Raw genomic sequence first — 15,571 nt, 5'->3', positions numbered from 1 at the left:
TGACTTTTATGGCACGCATTTAACATGTTTTAACATTTCAACTGCGACAGCATTACACTTTAGCACAAAGCAAAGACTTCATCCCATATTGGCCCAAACTGATCATTTGAAAGATTCCATCCAATTATAATTGCATTTCATGCCAAATTTATCTTAGTTTGTAACATTGCGCAAAATATCCAAGCTCTCACATGAAAATATTGCATACCGCCGATTGGCATTTAGGAAAACGATTGGACAGTTTCTCCCGGATAGATGAACAAGTACTGGTCATGGATGAAATCGTTGATATCGCAGACCGGGAAAACGTGGATCTCGTGATCATCGCAGGAGATCTGTTCGATGCCTTCAATCCCGGTGTGGAAGCCATCGAGCTATTCTACCGAACAATCAAGCGTCTTACCAAGAATGGTATACGCCCAGTAATAGCAATCGCGGGCAATCACGATTCCCCCCATTTGATTGACGCGCCCGATCCTTTGGCACGAGCGTCGGGCATCATCCTAATCGGGCATCCGCATGCTGTGGTTACCCCTTTCGCAACAGATGGTTTCACCGTGTTACAGTCAGATACGGGCTTCATTGAATTGAGCTTACCGCAATTTGACTACCCGATTCGTATTCTTCATACAGCCTATGCTAACGAAATACGCTTAAAACAATATCTAGGCGAAGAGAAAGAAAGTAAATTAAATGAGGTCTTAGCAGCAAATTGGCAAAAAATAGCCAATACCTATTGCGATGATAAAGGCGTGAATATATTGACGGCACATCTTTACATGAATAAATTGGGCAGCGCACTTTTAGAGGAGCCTGACGGCGAAAAACCGGTCAAAATTGGCAATGCAGACTTAATCTATTCAGAGGCCATCCCACCACAGGTCCAATACACCGCATTAGGGCATCTCCACGGGTATAAAAATATCGGTTCTGCCGAAAAACCGGTGGTTTATGCATCTTCGCCTCTATGTTATAGTTTTTCGGAGGCTGGGCAAGTAAAATACGTTGCGCTGGTCAATGTATCGGCCGGCGAGCAAGCAAGTGTTGAGCGCATTCCACTAACTCAGGGCAAACCACTGATCCGAAAATCGTTCGACGATATTGAACTGTGCATATCCTGGTTGTCTGAAAACCCCGATGCTTTGGTGGAGCTCACGCTGAAATCAGAAACCTTCTTAAAAGCCGAGGACCGCAAGCGAATCTATCAGAGCCATTCGGGAATAATCTATCTCATTCCGCTCGTTAAACAAGATGAGCAAGCGCTTCTGGACAACAAAGAAATAAATCTTACACAAGACATGTCGACCTTATTCAACGATTATTTCAAATCCAAGAATGGCAATCAGGCGCCCAATGATGACATCCTTGATCTTTTTCGCGAAATCCTAAACTCTTAATCCATGATTCCATTAAAGCTAACTCTAGAGGGGATATACTCTTATCAAGAACGTCAGACGATCGACTTTACCGCGCTTTCTCAAGCGGGGCTTTTTGGTATCTTCGGTGCTGTAGGCTCCGGTAAATCATCGATATTGGAAGCGATTACCTACGCCTTATTTGGAGAAACGGAACGCCTGAATGCACGGGATAAACGCGCTTATAACATGATGAATCTCAAGTCCAATCGATCTTATATCGAGCTTGATTTTGTCAATTTTGAAGACCGTACATTTAGAATTACCCGCGAATTTAAACGTAATTCCAAAAATTTCGATGATGTAAAATCCCCCACCGTTGTACTCTACGAAAAAATAAATGAAGAATGGGTTCCACTGGAAAGCAGCAATACACAGCATATCATTGGATTAAGCTATGAGAACTTCAAAAGAACAATCATCATTCCCCAAGGGCAGTTCAAAGAGTTTATAGAACTTGGCGCCAAGGAACGGACGGATATGATGAAAGAGATTTTTCAGCTGCATCGATTTGACCTGCAGGATAAAGTTTCCAACCTCTATAAAAAAAATCAGTCCGAACTGGATCACCTCAACGGTCAATTAATAGGATTTGACGAGGTCACAAGCGAACAGATAGAAACGACCGAAACAAATCTCCAACTGGCAGTCGAGTCCTTTGTAGCCATTGAATCGTCGTACAAGTCGCATCATGAAAAGTTCTTAAGGCTCAAAAAACTCAAAGAGGATGTCTTAGAGCTTCGTACGGTGAAGGCGCTCTTTCAGCAATTGCTAGAACAAAAAGGTGAAAAAGAGACCTTACGATTAAAGTTAAACCGCTTTGAGGAAGCGCAAACTAACTTTCTACATATTCTTAAATCCAAGGAAAAATTAGCACAAGAAGGCCTAATTGCACATAAAAGAGTAGAAACCGAAAAACAGAGACAGGCCGAAATTCAGCAGCTTATGCAGGAGCATTCCTCAAATCTCAATCTGTTGAAATCACAATACGAACTGCTGCCACAACGTCGTGTTCAGGAACTGGATCTTGAATTGATAAGCCAATTGATTACGTTTTCAAATGAAATTAAGAGTTTACAGGATCGGGCACAGAAGGGACGCAATTTTGTGCAGGAAACAAGAGAGCAACAACGACATTTTAAAGCCAGAATCCAAGAGACAGAAATTCAGATCGCTAGCCTAAAGCAATCAAAGCCTTCGGCCCATGAACTCATGGAGCTGGGCCAGTGGTACACCAAACAGCAGGGCATCCAACAACAGGAAGACGATCTAAACAAGCAGGCCATTGATTTAGAAACAAGTATAGCTGTGCTGAAGCAGGAACTCCAGGCCATTCATCCGGACCTCGAAAAATTCCGATCAAATCACCTCCTTGTAGTCAGTGCCCTCGACCAAAAGCTTCAGACTCTCCAAAATGAAAAATCACATCTTCTCCTGCAGCAAAGGTTGACCCAATATGCAGAAAACCTTAAAGCAGGATCCCCATGCCCACTATGTGGAGCATTGGAACATCCTGCTATCAACCAAGGACAGGATATTTCCCAGGAAGTTGCTGCCAATGAAAAATTGATTGCCGAGACAAATGAAAGTCTTAAGCATCAACAGGACCAGCAATTCCAAGTCGAAAAACTCCAGCTGCGCTTGCAGTCATTAAATGACCAGCAACAAGATCTAAACACGAAAATTCAGCTGAATGCCAATAACAAAATTGCGCATGCCCAGCAATTTACATGGATTGGTTATAGCGCTACGGATGAATCCAGCTACACATCAAATAAGCAGGAACTCGCTCGGATCGAAACACAGATAACAACAGTGGAGCAACAGCTTGGTGAGCATCAGGTTACACTCGCTTCCGTTGAGGAAAAGCTGGAGAAATACAATAAAGCACTGCATCAGTTTGAACGTGATGAAGCAAGCAAACAGGCCCAGATTAATCAAAATATGGGGAACCTGAAAGCGCTGCGCTGGTCTGATTATGAAATGCGGGAATCCGAAGCAGTTGAAAAGGAATATACTGCACTGAAAAGATCAAATCTGGAGATTGAGCGCGACTACATTGCTTTAAGCGAACGATTAAATGAGTTAAACAGTCAATTTGCAGCACAATACAGCTTGGTGCAGACGATTGTTGAACAGCTTGGAGATATCCGCCGCGAAAGTCAAGAAACCGATGCTACAATCCAGCAGCTACTTGTGGCTTCATCCTTTGAAACTTTGGCAGAGATTCGGCAAATCCTTGCCGAGAATTTGTCTGTCATACAGATTCGACAAGAGCTTGAACAGTTTCAAATCCAGTTTGAAACTGTGAAGGCACAGATCAGTCAGTTGGAAAAGAAACTCGTCGACCAGGTATATGACGAAAACCAATTTCTCGCACAGGAAAAAATCCTGGATGAGAGCGCCCAACAATTGAAAGCGAGCACTGAAGCTGTTGCCCGACTTCAGCAGGAGCGCGATCAGCTAAAAATCGCCTATGCAAAAAAGGAAAATCTCCTGCAACAACAGGTAAAACTAAATTTACGCCATGACAATTTGAAGCAACTTTTTAATCTCTTTAAAGGTGCGGGCTTTGTACAATATGTTTCTTCGATTTACCTACGGCAGCTGTGTGATCATGCGAATATTCGTTTCCATCGCATGACCCGAAATCAGCTTAGCCTACAGCTGAACGACAACAATGAATTTGAAATTATAGATTATTTGAATGAAGGAAAAAGTCGCAGCGTAAAAACACTATCCGGTGGACAGGCATTTCAGGTATCCCTAAGTTTGGCTTTGGCTTTGGCAGAAAGTGTACAGTCAAATTCACGTGCGGCCAAAAACTTCTTTTTTATCGATGAAGGTTTTGGAACACAAGATATCACTTCTGTTAATATTGTTTTCGAAACGCTATTGGATTTACATAAGGAAAACCGGATCGTCGGAATTATTTCACATGTTGAAGAACTCAAAGAACGTATTCCAGTGTCCCTTTCGATAGAAAAGGATGAAGAACAGGGTAGCCAAATTTTTATCAATTAATTCCGTTTTATTTTGTATATTAGTTATAGCGGTCCCGCTGAACAAGCCTGATCGCTATAACCAACAAAAACAAAAGATTATGGGCTTATTTTCAAACAACAAAAAAGGAAAAGGGTCTCATCCTTTTTTTCATAAAGCGACCAAAGCAGTAGTCAACACGGCCTTTTTAGCTAAAGATTCCAGTCCATTAAGGACAACGCAACCCATGCTTTTTGTCAAACAATACGATATCCTAACGATCTTGAGGGAGGTTTTAATGCCGCAGAATCAAAACTAAATTCGCATAAAAAGGCTGATCTTTCCATCCAAAAGTGAACAATTGGTTTGGAGTTGCTGGATGCAAAATAGCGTCATTGCCATTTTCATGGAGCCACCTCATCCAAGCTGATCCGAGGGCAAAAAAAAGAAATTCAAAAAATCATTGAAATTATAAAAAAGGAAGCTTAATTTAACAAGATAAAACTTTTCTAAAAAAATATTGTCATACGATAAATAACAATCGATAGACAGTATATTTGTCAGCTATATGAAGTACAAACAAATCAACAACAATTCCATCAATCAAATCATGCTAATCGTCATCATTCTGGCGATATGTATATTGATCTTTACAAGTCTATTCTACTACCTACCCGGTTTTCTGGGAGCAGTTACCTTATATGTTCTTTTTAGAAAAATCAACTTTAAGCTAACTGAAGAAAAAAAATGGAATAAATCTTTCGCCAGTATTTTATTGATATTATTGACCATCATATTCTTGGTAGGACCACTCTATCTGTTAATCAACTATATGGTACCTCAGGTAACAGAAGTCATTAGCAACAAAGACGATCTGATGCACAAGTTTGACTCGATCAAAATCTACTTTAAAGACAGCCCTTATTTAAGCAATATCGATCTTTCAGATACTGCCTTAATGGGGGCGCTTCAGAAAGCAGCTAAATTCATACCCAATATTCTGAATTCCGTTGCAGAAGTTGGTGTCAATATATTGGTTGCTCTATTTGTTTTGTATTTCATGCTGGTTAGCAGCAAAAAATTAGAACAAACCATCTATCAAGCGATCCCTTTCACCAAAGCCAGTAAAGCCGAATTGTGGAAAGAGTTTGACATGATGGTAAAATCCAATGCAATCGGCATCCCCATTTTGGCCATGTGCCAAGGTATTGTAGCCGGTCTTGGCTATTGGTTCTTTGGCTTGGAGAGCCCTATCTTTCTGGGGATACTCACCGCTGTTTCCACCATAATTCCTATTTTGGGAACGATGGTTGTATATCTACCGGCAGCGCTTTTTCTACTTGCGAATGGGCAGTCCGGAAATGCAATAGGTCTTGCCTTATACGGGATCATTATCATCGGGAGTATTGATAATGTACTTCGGTTTACCATATTGAAAAAGTTGGGCGATGTACATCCATTAATAACCGTGTTCGGTGTATTGTTAGGATTAAATCTATTTGGTATGCTGGGATTGATCTTTGGTCCGCTCATTTTATCCTGCGTTAGCGTACTCCTGAAAGTCTACAGTATTGAATTTGGACGAAGTACGCCTGAAATCATTCAATCTACCTCATTGACAGATACAAAGTCTACTCATGACAGCCCTGACATTATAGAATAAGGGCCCTTCAATGGATTAAGTTGATTTGGTCACAAATGTATCAATATCCAGTAAACTGTCATAAATGAGATTCAACGATTGATAATCCCTTTTTTTTCATAGTTTTGAATCATTAATACAATAGATTGTTCAATGCTTTCTACACAGAAATTGACGATTTATTAAGCATAAATATTAAAACGATAAAATCACTAAAACTGATTTAAAAGCAAACGTATTCTATGAATAAAAAGATAATCTTAGGAGTGACAGTGGCATTGGCTGCCGGAATTCTTTCCTCATGTAACAACAACAAACCGAAAACAGATCATACTGCAAATACGTCCCAGGAAGCCAGCGCTGAAAGCCATGACCATGCAGGTCACGATCATGCAGGCCATGACCATAGTCAAGCTGCACCAACGCAATCTTCCGACCCTGCAGCCATTCTCCCTAATTTCACATTTTATCAGCTTCGTTCGGGCATCCGTGTTACGCAGGAAAACGTTGCCAAAGACAAGAATACGGTTTTTATCCTATTTGATCCAGGATGTAGTCATTGTCAACATGAAGCTACGGAGCTAGAAAAGAATATTGATCGTATAAAAGACGTCAATATCTATTATATTTCCATGAATGACCCGGCATTAGTATTAGGTTTTTTTGACACATTCGCTCCTAAACTATCCAAAGCATCTAACGTAGAGGTATTGATTGATAAAGACCAAACGTTTATACAAACAATCCATGTGCCTTCACAATTTCCGGCAAATTATGTGTATGGTGCTGATGGAAAGCTAAAAGCACATTGGGAAGGTGAAAAAAATATTAACGAAGCAATAATCCAATTTCATAAATAATCTGAAATGCTAAACATAGCAATCAATGGATTCGGACGTATCGGTAGAAATACACTACGTAATATCTTTTTAAGAGGGGCTTTCGATGAACTGCAGGTCATCGCTATCAATGATCTGACAGACACCAAGACGTTGGCCCACCTATTTAAATATGATTCTGTACATGGACCTTTTCCTGGTACCGTGACCCACGATGACCAACATATTATTGTCAATGGTCTTTCCATCTTGGTCACCAATGAAAAAGATCCGGCGGAACTGCCTTGGAAGGAGCTTCAGATTGATGTCGTCATAGAATCTACGGGGTACTTTACCAGTCGTGACAAAGCGTCGTTGCACTTGGAAGCTGGTGCAAAAAAAGTGATTATTTCCGCACCGGCACAAGATAAAGACATTCCAACAGTGGTATTGGGCATTAATGATCGTGTCATTGATCTATCTGCTTCGATTTTATCCAATGCCTCCTGTACAACAAACAATGTTGCTCCCCTAGTTAAAATATTGGATGAAAATTGGGGCATCAAAGATGGCTATATTACCACGGTTCACTCCATGACTGGAGACCAGAATCTTCACGACGCACCACATAAAGATTTAAGGAGAGCGCGGGCAGCATCTTCGGCGATCATTCCAACAACTACCGGTGCTGCTAAGGCCATCACCAATGTCTTTCCACATCTGCAGCATAAATTAGGAGGCGCAGGCATACGCGTACCTGTACTCAATGGCTCATTGACGGACTTTACCTGTACACTTGAGAAAGAAACCACGGTAGAGGAAATCAATAAAGCGTTCAAAGCTGCAGCAGAAAACGACTTAAAAAATGTATTATTTTATACAGAAGACCCCATAGTTTCGGTAGATATCATCAATAACCCCTATTCATGTGTATTTGATGCCCAGTTAACCTCGGTAGTGGGCGGTCTGGTCAAGGTAGTGGGCTGGTATGACAATGAATTTGGTTATTCTAATCGTTTGGTTGACCTCCTGATCAAGATCGACAAGCTTGTATAATCTAGCTACCCCTGCAGCATCTTACGATAGGTTCCGGTATTAAAAAAAAGCGTCCTTGCCAGCTATAGTTGACAAGGACGCTTTTTTCTTCACGCCTTAATTTTACATTTCCCCTTCTACGCCCAAACCAAACAACGCAAAATCATATTTGACCGGATCCAACGGATCTAGTAGGCGTAGATTGGCCGTTAATTCCTGGGCTGTTTTCCAATTCACTTTATCCAATGTTATTAGACCAAATTTACGGGCAACACGCTCAACATGGACATCGCACGGACAGATTAGATCTTTTGGGGACAGGCGGTGCCAAAGCCCAAAGTCTACCCCTTTTGTATCTTTTCTGACCATCCAGCGTAAAAACATATTGATCCGCTTGACGGTTGACTTCTGTGCTGGACTACTAATGTGTTTCCGTGTGCGAACAGGATAATCAGGCAACGAAAAGAAATAGGTTTTAAAGGCATTCAGTGCCATTTCTAAGTCGACCTCTTCCCTGTTCTCCTGCCCTACGAGAAAAGCATCTTCCAAAGATTCGAAATGCTGATAGTGATGCTTAAAAAAAGAAACAAAATAGAGAATATCGGTATCATTGAACGTGCGGTGTTTAAATCCCAGTAAGGTTTTTAAATCCTGCTCTTGATGATTTATCATATAATCGTATGGTGAACCATCCATTCGAGCCACTAGCTCGTTGCATTTATTGATAATCGTCTTTCTTTGCCCCCAAGCCATAATGGAAGCCAAGAATCCCATAATCTCAATGTCCTGCTTCGCTGAAAATTGATGCGGAATCGATATGGGATCATTTGGAATAAAACCAGGTTGATTATATTCATCAACTTTCTTATCCAAGAAATCTTTCAGATCAAAATCAACTGCCATGCTAATCCTTATCTTCCTGTCTGCAATATGCCTTTACAAATCTTTGCAATCAAGCCTGGGCCTTCATAGATAAAACCGGTATAAACTTGAATGAGACTGGCTCCGGCATCTAACTTCTCAATGGCATCTTTCGCCGAATGAATCCCCCCTACACCAATGATAGGAAATGCCTTGTTGGACTTTTCACTTAAGTAGCGAATAACTTCTGTTGAACGCTTGGTTAAAGGACGTCCACTTACCCCGCCCGCTTCATTAATCAGTTCCTGTTGACTCTTTAAGCCTTCTCTTGAAATTGTTGTATTCGTTGCGATGACACCTGCAATTTGTGTCTCCAATACGATCTCGACGATATCATCCAATTGACTATCCGTCAAATCAGGTGCTATTTTAAGCAGAATTGGCTTCGGAGCTGTTTTAGCGACATTGAGGCTTTGTAAAGTATTTAATAGATGTTTTAAAGGTTCCTTTTCTTGCAAATCGCGTAAGCCCGGTGTATTCGGGGAGCTCACATTGACAACAAAATAATCCACGTAGTCAAACAATGCATTGAAGCAATAAATGTAGTCATTGACAGCTTCTTCATTAGGCGTCACCTTATTCTTACCGATATTCCCGCCTATTAACAATCCCTTTCGATCCTTTAGATTTTTCAATCTTGTGGCGGCAACGTCTGCCCCTTGATTATTAAATCCCATTCTATTGATCAAAGCTTCATCGGAAACAAGTCGGAACATCCTGGGTTTATCGTTGCCCGGTTGCGGCTTGGGAGTTACCGTTCCGATTTCGATAAAACCAAATCCCAAATTAGTCATATCTGCAATATATTCCGCATTTTTATCAAAGCCAGCAGCAAGGCCCACAGGATTTTTAAATTTCAATCCAAAGACTTCGCGTTCCAAACGTGGATCTTCCACGGTAAAAAAAGCATTCAATAATTGTTTGGCGCCCCAAATTTTTGAGAAAACATTCAATCCACCGGTCACTTTATGGTGAGCCGTCTCCGGATTCATTGTAAAGAATATAGGTTTGACTAATTTATACATAATCGCAAAGTTACTCAAAGAAGAAGAAATATTCATTACTTTTGTACTTTTGCAGTTGAAATGATATCAATAAATAATTTAACATTTGAAATAGGATCTCGCGCTTTATATGACGAAGCAAACTGGCATATCAAACCAGGAGATAAAGTTGGCTTGATCGGTGCCAATGGTACAGGTAAATCGACTTTACTTCGCCTTATTGTCGGTCAATATACGCCCACGTCAGGAACGATTTCCATGGCGAAGGACCTTAAGATTGGTTATTTAAACCAGGACTTATTGTCGTACCATTCTGACAAAAGCATTTTGCATGTTGCCATGGAAGCTTTTGAGCGCCAAAATCAATTACATGCCGAAATCGAGAACTTACTTCACAAACTAGAAACAGATTATTCGGATGACATCCTGAATAAGCTAAGCGATAAACAAGTAGAATTTGAGGCCTTAGATGGTTATAACATCGAATTTAAGGCCCATGAAATCCTTGCCGGTCTAGGTTTTTCTGAAGAAGAACAAAAAAGACCATTAGCCACTTTCTCCGGAGGATGGCGTATGCGGGTTATGCTTGCCCGTATCTTATTGCAAACTCCGGATATTCTGTTACTGGATGAGCCGACCAACCACATGGACTTACCTTCCATCAAATGGCTGGAGAACTATCTGCAAGCATTTGATGGCGCCATTGTGATTGTTTCCCACGATCGATATTTCCTTGACCGCATCATCAAGAAAACGGTAGAATCACGTAAAGGAAAATTAACACTTTATGCAGGTAATTACAGTTTTTATCTTGAAGAGAAGGAATTACGCAATGAATTGCAGGCCAATCAGTTCAAAAACCAGCAAGCCAAGATAAAACAGGAAGAACGTCTAATTGAGCGTTTCCGCGCTAAGGCTTCCAAAGCCAAAATGGCGCAGTCGCGGATCAAGGCGTTGGATCGCCTGGAGAGAATTGACGATGTTGACGATGACAATCCGACGGTAAACTTCAGCTTTAAATTTTCAAAACCTTCAGGTCGCCACGTCGTGACATTGGAAAATATTTCCAAGTCATACCCTAATCTAGAGATCTTAAAAAATACCTCGGCTATTATAGAAAAGGGTGATAAAATTGCACTAATTGGTGCCAATGGTAAAGGTAAATCTACCCTCTTACGTATCGTGGCTAACGCGGATCACGAGTTTGAAGGAAAGGCAGAACAGGGACACAACGTTTCGCAAACATTTTTTGCACAACATCAGCTGGAAGCCTTACATCTGGAAAATTCCATCCTTGCCGAGTTACAAACTTTTGCACCGAAGCATACAGAGACCGAATTGCGCTCCATTCTTGGATGTTTTCTATTCACTGGAGACGATGCTTTCAAAAAGATCAAAGTACTTTCCGGAGGCGAGAAATCACGTGTGGCTCTTGCAAAAGCATTAACCGCAGACGCGAACTTCTTAGCGCTCGATGAGCCTACCAACCACTTGGATATGCAGTCTGTCAACATTCTGATCCAGGCTTTGCAGCAATACGAAGGTACATTTATCGTTGTATCCCACGACCGGTATTTCTTGGACAATGTGGCGAATAAAATCTGGTACATTGAAGACAAACAGATCAAGGAGTACCCTGGTACTTACCAGGAGTATGAAGAATGGGCTGCAAAACGCGTCGTGAAGATGGAGGTAAAAACCGAGAAAAAAGTCAAGGAAGACCCCAAAGTAAAGAAAGAGAAGCAACCACTTACGGAAGATAAGACACGTTTGTTGAGCAAAAAAAATAAGGAGCTAACTTCTTTTGAACAAAAAATTGAGGAGCAGGAAATTTTAGTCAAAAACTTAGAATCGAAACTTGCGGACGAAGCTGTGTATTCGGATGCGACTAAGTTACAGGAAACTACACGTTCTTACAACTCAGCAAAGGCATTATTGACACAATTCCAGGAGAGTTGGGAGCAGTTGGCAGAAGAAATCATGGATTTGGAAAATGATTAATTTTTTTGGCTTAAAATCAGCTTATTAAGCATTAGAGCGTGATTTTAAGCCAAAATTATTTGCAGGAATAGGATTAAAGCCCTACTTTTGCATCACTTCAAACAAGGAACGGTAGTTCAAAAATAAAGAAGTAAGATTCCGTAGCTCAGCTGGTAGAGCAATACACTTTTAATGTATGGGTCCTGGGTTCGAATCCCAGCGGGATCACAGAAAAAAGCTAATCGCAAGATTAGCTTTTTTTGTTTTAACAGAGTAGGATTCGAAAGATTAATGGCACTTACTTTGCCTTTTTCCTGTCCATCAATAACAACTATATTCTGTTTGCGGATATTTGATTCGGCTATTACATGTAATTTTTTGGAAAGCGTTAGATACAGCATAAAACATATGAAGGCGATTAGAATATCGGATATTTAATTAGCTATTTTTGTTTAACAACATTACCTTGGATGTTGACAACGTAGTTCATAAAATAAATTTGAAAAATGAGAATTGCCCTATTTGGCACGCACAAAGTAGGTAAAACCTCCTTAGCAGAAGAGCTTCTGGAAAAACTTCCCGGATACGCGCTGGAAGTAGAACCCTACTATCAACTGGAATCATTGGGCCATGAATTCCTTGAAGATCCCAGCGCTGAAGATTTCGTTGAACAATTTAACTACTCTGCCCAGTTAATTTCACAAAGTGGAGACAATGTAATATTCGATAGATGTGTACTCGACATCTTAGCTTATCTGCATATTCTTGATCCAAAGAAAAATATTCAGTTCCTTTTTGAAAAAGCCTTTGCTGTATTGGCCGAAATTGATCTTTTGGTGTTTGTCCCCATTGAAGAACCCGATTTGATACCTTGCCACAAGTCGGATCTACCCAAACTTAGATCTAAAGTTAATGATTTACTCCTCGATTGGATTGACGACTTCGGTATACAAGCTATTGAAGTAAACGGCACATTATCGAGTCGTAGTGACCAGATACTTGCAAAAATTAAATCCTAAGATGTTAGATTTTTATATTATCGATGATAAACAAGTAAAACCAGATTTTCCTGAAAAGGCAGGATTGGTTTTCGTTGGACAACTTGACGAAAAGACTTTCAGCAGTCTTCAGCAAAAAGGCATAATCGCTACACAATTTGACTATTATACGGATTTCAGGCTGAATACTGCTCTGATTAAACAAATTCAGCAAATTATATTAGACAAGGGATTCCAAATGGATACTGACATAAAAAGCTTCACTCAAATCCTTGACATTTCAAGTAACAAACAAAGTGGTTTAATTGCATATAGCGATTAAACATATCTTTTGCATGAAGCGCGGTCTCTCCTTCGCTAAAACGGATCGTTTGAGCTCCCTATAAAGTTCATAAACTCAATTTTGGGCTCAACAGCAAGGTTTTTATCTCTTTGTTCCTGAAAATCGACAAAGCTCGGTATTCTCAGTAATTGATCCTGTATCTCATTATTCTTATATTGGGAAATATGTACGAAAGTATTGCTTTCACCACCCTGCAAAATAGTATACAGGAATTGTGTTCCATCTAACTTCCTGAAATCTTTGAGAAAGCTTTCAATCATTTTTTTATTCGCATGTACATAGTCATCGCGAACACTATAGGTTACTTTAACAACAATCATTTCTTTTATTAATTTATGTTTATAAATGCACAGCGGGATTTTCAATGCACAAAGGGAGATTCTCGATTTCACGTAAACTGACGGTCGAAGAAAGCCTTTGTGAATTGGACAGCAAGATATGAAAAATTTGGGTCATTGGATCTCGGAATGCACGATCTATAAGAATATAAATACTGGCAGCTGTGTGTACCAGCAATAAAACTTGTGAATCCACATAAACGATTCGGTACAACACAAAAAATGAGACTAACCATCGGGATTTTGATACGATTTGATCAAATTTAAACCTGTTATTTCATTATTTTCACCCATTCAATAACATTTATAAACAGTTAGCAAGTCCATAGACATCTTCGAAATACGATCAAAAGCCATGAACAATAAAAACCTTTCTACAAAGCCACACTATCCCATTTTAGACGGACTACGAGGAGTCGCAGCGATTATCGTTGTAACCTTTCATCTCACGGAGCCATTGGGAACAGGACATCTCGATATCTTGGTCAACCATGGCTATTTGGCCGTTGACTTTTTCTTTCTTTTATCTGGCTTTGTGATCGGTTATGCCTATGATGATCGCTGGCATAAAATGTCTATTGGCACCTTCTTTAAACGCCGTATTGAACGCCTTCAGCCGATGGTTATATTAGGTATGACTCTTGGCGCAATAGGCTTTTACTTTACAGATTCTACAATCTGGCCACTTATTCACACCGTTCCGCTCTGGAAAATGCTTTTGGTAATGCTCATTGGTTATACGATTCTCCCCGTTCCCCTCTCTTTGGATATTCGTGGCTGGCAGGAAATGCACCCGCTCAATAGTGTCGGCTGGTCATTATTTTTTGAATATATTGCCAATATTCTATATGCCATCGGTATTCGCAAACTATCCAAAACAGCTTTAAGCATTTTGGTCTTTATTGCAGCTGTGACACTAGCCCATTTGGCGATCACAAGTCCTACTGGAGATGTTAGCGGTGGCTGGACATTAAATGCTGAACAAGTGCGGATAGGAATCACCCGTACCATGTACCCTTTTTTTGCGGGCCTCCTGCTCTCCAGAATAACAAGCCCAAGTCGTATCCGACATGCATTTTTGTACTGTAGTATTTTAATCGCTATTGTGTTGTATATGCCTCGTATAGGCGGAGCAGAGCAGCTCTGGATGAACGGGATATATGAGTCGGTATGCATTATCATTGTATTCCCCTTGATTGTTTACCTGGGGACAGGCAGTATATCAAGCAACAGAATAGAAAATAAGCTCTGTAAATTTTTGGGTGACATCTCCTACCCGTTATACCTCGTACACTACCCTTTCGTCTATTTTTATGTTGCCTGGATCAGCAACAATAAGGATGTGACGCTTATAAAAGCTTTGCCTTATGCCCTATTGATTTTGGTAGGAAGTATTACAATGGCCTATGTAAGCTTGAAATGGTATGACGAACCTGTCCGCAAATGGCTCAGAAAGAAACTGGGTTAATGTATAAAAAATTTGCCGGCATAAGGGGCAACCGCTAAAAATAGTGCTATTCAATACACCTGTTTAACGTTCCAGTATTCTCCGGATAGCTTGTTGCTCATGCCGTAACAATAAATTAAGCTCGTCGGGACTAACAGTCGACTTTGCAGCAATAAACAGTACATTTGGGTAGTCAATGTGTTTTTCTTGCAATAATTTCGCTCGCTTCATGTGAAAATCAGAGGTAATCACGATGAAGAGATCTGGAGAGATCTTTTTGATGATCTCTTTTGATAGCATAAAATCTTCGTAAGTATTTGTGGATAGTACACATGGAAGTAAATCTTTCTCTGCGACACCTCTTTCCATAAGATAAGCTTGAGCATAAGTGCCATGCGGCTTTTCTGTCCGATTGAAATGTTCACCCATGCCTCCGGTGCATAAAATTGCAGTCCCCTCATTATGACAATAGAAATTATAGGCACATTCATTTCTATCTAATGCCATAACGCTGAGATTCCCCTTCTCATCATTGGGTGCGCCCAACAATAATATCAGGTTTTTAATTTTTTCCATACGATTTAATTATTCATACAATCAAATGTAATAAGACCTAGATGAAAACCAAGTAAGAAGTCGGTTAAATTT

Annotated in this window: 14 protein-coding genes and 1 tRNA gene; 11 read left to right on the top strand and 4 right to left on the bottom strand. The window is 40.3% G+C overall.

Going from position 1 to position 15,571, the window contains the following annotated elements; all coding sequences use genetic code 11:
- The first annotated feature begins 191 nt into the window (after positions 1-191).
- The 6 genes from M2419_RS07910 (at position 192) to gap (ending at position 7,913) form a co-directional block, all read left to right on the top strand.
- Positions 192-1,397, top strand: a complete 1,206-nt coding sequence (locus tag M2419_RS07910; RefSeq protein ID WP_159726545.1) for an exonuclease SbcCD subunit D — start codon at positions 192-194, stop codon at positions 1,395-1,397.
- Positions 1,398-1,400: 3 nt separating this feature from the next.
- Positions 1,401-4,439, top strand: a complete 3,039-nt coding sequence (locus M2419_RS07905) for an SMC family ATPase (protein WP_259254751.1) — start codon at positions 1,401-1,403, stop codon at positions 4,437-4,439.
- A 79-nt stretch (positions 4,440-4,518) separates the two neighbouring features.
- Complete coding sequence (locus tag M2419_RS07900; protein WP_153844615.1) at positions 4,519-4,716, top strand: hypothetical protein; 198 nt, start codon at positions 4,519-4,521, stop codon at positions 4,714-4,716.
- 249 nt (positions 4,717-4,965) lie between these two features.
- The gene (locus M2419_RS07895; protein WP_153844616.1) at positions 4,966-6,060 is read left to right on the top strand and encodes an AI-2E family transporter; all 1,095 of its coding nucleotides are present in this window, start codon (positions 4,966-4,968) and stop codon (positions 6,058-6,060) included.
- Positions 6,061-6,281: 221 nt separating this feature from the next.
- Positions 6,282-6,899 (top strand): redoxin domain-containing protein, encoded by a 618-nt coding sequence (locus tag M2419_RS07890; RefSeq protein WP_259254750.1) that lies wholly within the window; start codon positions 6,282-6,284, stop codon positions 6,897-6,899.
- A gap of 6 nt (positions 6,900-6,905) precedes the next feature.
- Positions 6,906-7,913: a type I glyceraldehyde-3-phosphate dehydrogenase gene (gene gap / locus M2419_RS07885; protein ID WP_088161710.1), complete on the top strand. Its 1,008-nt coding sequence runs from the start codon at positions 6,906-6,908 to the stop codon at positions 7,911-7,913.
- A gap of 102 nt (positions 7,914-8,015) precedes the next feature.
- Here the strand turns inward: gap and M2419_RS07880 are convergent, their stop codons facing one another.
- Together M2419_RS07880 and M2419_RS07875 are read right to left on the bottom strand one after the other, a co-directional pair.
- The gene (locus M2419_RS07880) at positions 8,016-8,795 is read right to left on the bottom strand and encodes a TIGR02757 family protein (RefSeq protein ID WP_182981698.1); all 780 of its coding nucleotides are present in this window, start codon (positions 8,793-8,795) and stop codon (positions 8,016-8,018) included.
- 8 nt (positions 8,796-8,803) lie between these two features.
- A complete protein-coding gene (locus M2419_RS07875; protein WP_088163570.1) occupies positions 8,804-9,838 on the bottom strand; it encodes a quinone-dependent dihydroorotate dehydrogenase in 1,035 nt (344 codons plus the stop codon).
- A gap of 60 nt (positions 9,839-9,898) precedes the next feature.
- On the opposite strand from M2419_RS07875, the gene M2419_RS07870 reads away from it, so the two are divergent.
- The 4 genes from M2419_RS07870 (at position 9,899) to M2419_RS07855 (ending at position 13,117) form a co-directional block, all read left to right on the top strand.
- Positions 9,899-11,818 (top strand): ABC-F family ATP-binding cassette domain-containing protein, encoded by a 1,920-nt coding sequence (locus M2419_RS07870; RefSeq protein ID WP_182331941.1) that lies wholly within the window; start codon positions 9,899-9,901, stop codon positions 11,816-11,818.
- Positions 11,819-11,952: 134 nt separating this feature from the next.
- Positions 11,953-12,025 (top strand) — tRNA-Lys (locus M2419_RS07865).
- Between the two features lie 278 nt (positions 12,026-12,303).
- Positions 12,304-12,816: an ATP-binding protein gene (locus tag M2419_RS07860; protein WP_153844621.1), complete on the top strand. Its 513-nt coding sequence runs from the start codon at positions 12,304-12,306 to the stop codon at positions 12,814-12,816.
- Position 12,817: 1 nt separating this feature from the next.
- Positions 12,818-13,117 (top strand): hypothetical protein, encoded by a 300-nt coding sequence (locus M2419_RS07855; RefSeq protein WP_182331939.1) that lies wholly within the window; start codon positions 12,818-12,820, stop codon positions 13,115-13,117.
- Between the two features lie 35 nt (positions 13,118-13,152).
- Here M2419_RS07855 and M2419_RS07850 read toward each other — a convergent pair whose 3' ends face one another.
- Positions 13,153-13,458, bottom strand: coding sequence for a hypothetical protein (locus tag M2419_RS07850; protein WP_153844623.1), 306 nt, complete (start codon positions 13,456-13,458; stop codon positions 13,153-13,155).
- A gap of 373 nt (positions 13,459-13,831) precedes the next feature.
- Here M2419_RS07850 and M2419_RS07845 point away from each other — a divergent pair, with 373 nt between their 5' ends.
- Positions 13,832-14,944 carry an acyltransferase gene (locus tag M2419_RS07845; RefSeq protein ID WP_259254742.1) on the top strand — a complete coding sequence of 371 codons (1,113 nt, stop codon included), beginning with the start codon at positions 13,832-13,834 and terminating at the stop codon, positions 14,942-14,944.
- A 63-nt stretch (positions 14,945-15,007) separates the two neighbouring features.
- Here M2419_RS07845 and M2419_RS07840 read toward each other — a convergent pair whose 3' ends face one another.
- Positions 15,008-15,499 carry a YdcF family protein gene (locus tag M2419_RS07840; RefSeq protein ID WP_259254741.1) on the bottom strand — a complete coding sequence of 164 codons (492 nt, stop codon included), beginning with the start codon at positions 15,497-15,499 and terminating at the stop codon, positions 15,008-15,010.
- Between the last annotated feature and the right edge of the window lie 72 nt (positions 15,500-15,571).

It is taken from the genome of Sphingobacterium sp. BIGb0116, from assembly GCF_024808035.1.
GTDB lineage: Bacteria > Bacteroidota > Bacteroidia > Sphingobacteriales > Sphingobacteriaceae > Sphingobacterium > Sphingobacterium paramultivorum.
Note: the sequence above shows the minus strand (reverse complement) of the source record. Positions and strands in the feature narration are given on the sequence as shown.

What these genes read in the sequence shown, in the direction of transcription:
- gap (WP_088161710.1), top strand. Translation starts at nt 6,906, where the DNA reads ATGCTAAACATAGCAATCAATGGATTCGGACGTATCGGTAGAAATACA.
- M2419_RS07870 (WP_182331941.1), top strand. Translation starts at nt 9,899, where the DNA reads ATGATATCAATAAATAATTTAACATTTGAAATAGGATCTCGCGCTTTA.
- M2419_RS07875 (WP_088163570.1), bottom strand. Translation starts at nt 9,838, where the DNA reads ATGTATAAATTAGTCAAACCTATATTCTTTACAATGAATCCGGAGACG.
- M2419_RS07860 (WP_153844621.1), top strand. Translation starts at nt 12,304, where the DNA reads ATGAGAATTGCCCTATTTGGCACGCACAAAGTAGGTAAAACCTCCTTA.
- M2419_RS07895 (WP_153844616.1), top strand. Translation starts at nt 4,966, where the DNA reads ATGAAGTACAAACAAATCAACAACAATTCCATCAATCAAATCATGCTA.
- M2419_RS07845 (WP_259254742.1), top strand. Translation starts at nt 13,832, where the DNA reads ATGAACAATAAAAACCTTTCTACAAAGCCACACTATCCCATTTTAGAC.
- M2419_RS07850 (WP_153844623.1), bottom strand. Translation starts at nt 13,458, where the DNA reads ATGATTGTTGTTAAAGTAACCTATAGTGTTCGCGATGACTATGTACAT.
- M2419_RS07900 (WP_153844615.1), top strand. Translation starts at nt 4,519, where the DNA reads ATGGGCTTATTTTCAAACAACAAAAAAGGAAAAGGGTCTCATCCTTTT.
- M2419_RS07840 (WP_259254741.1), bottom strand. Translation starts at nt 15,499, where the DNA reads ATGGAAAAAATTAAAAACCTGATATTATTGTTGGGCGCACCCAATGAT.
- M2419_RS07910 (WP_159726545.1), top strand. Translation starts at nt 192, where the DNA reads ATGAAAATATTGCATACCGCCGATTGGCATTTAGGAAAACGATTGGAC.
- M2419_RS07890 (WP_259254750.1), top strand. Translation starts at nt 6,282, where the DNA reads ATGAATAAAAAGATAATCTTAGGAGTGACAGTGGCATTGGCTGCCGGA.
- M2419_RS07880 (WP_182981698.1), bottom strand. Translation starts at nt 8,795, where the DNA reads ATGGCAGTTGATTTTGATCTGAAAGATTTCTTGGATAAGAAAGTTGAT.
- M2419_RS07905 (WP_259254751.1), top strand. Translation starts at nt 1,401, where the DNA reads ATGATTCCATTAAAGCTAACTCTAGAGGGGATATACTCTTATCAAGAA.
- M2419_RS07855 (WP_182331939.1), top strand. Translation starts at nt 12,818, where the DNA reads ATGTTAGATTTTTATATTATCGATGATAAACAAGTAAAACCAGATTTT.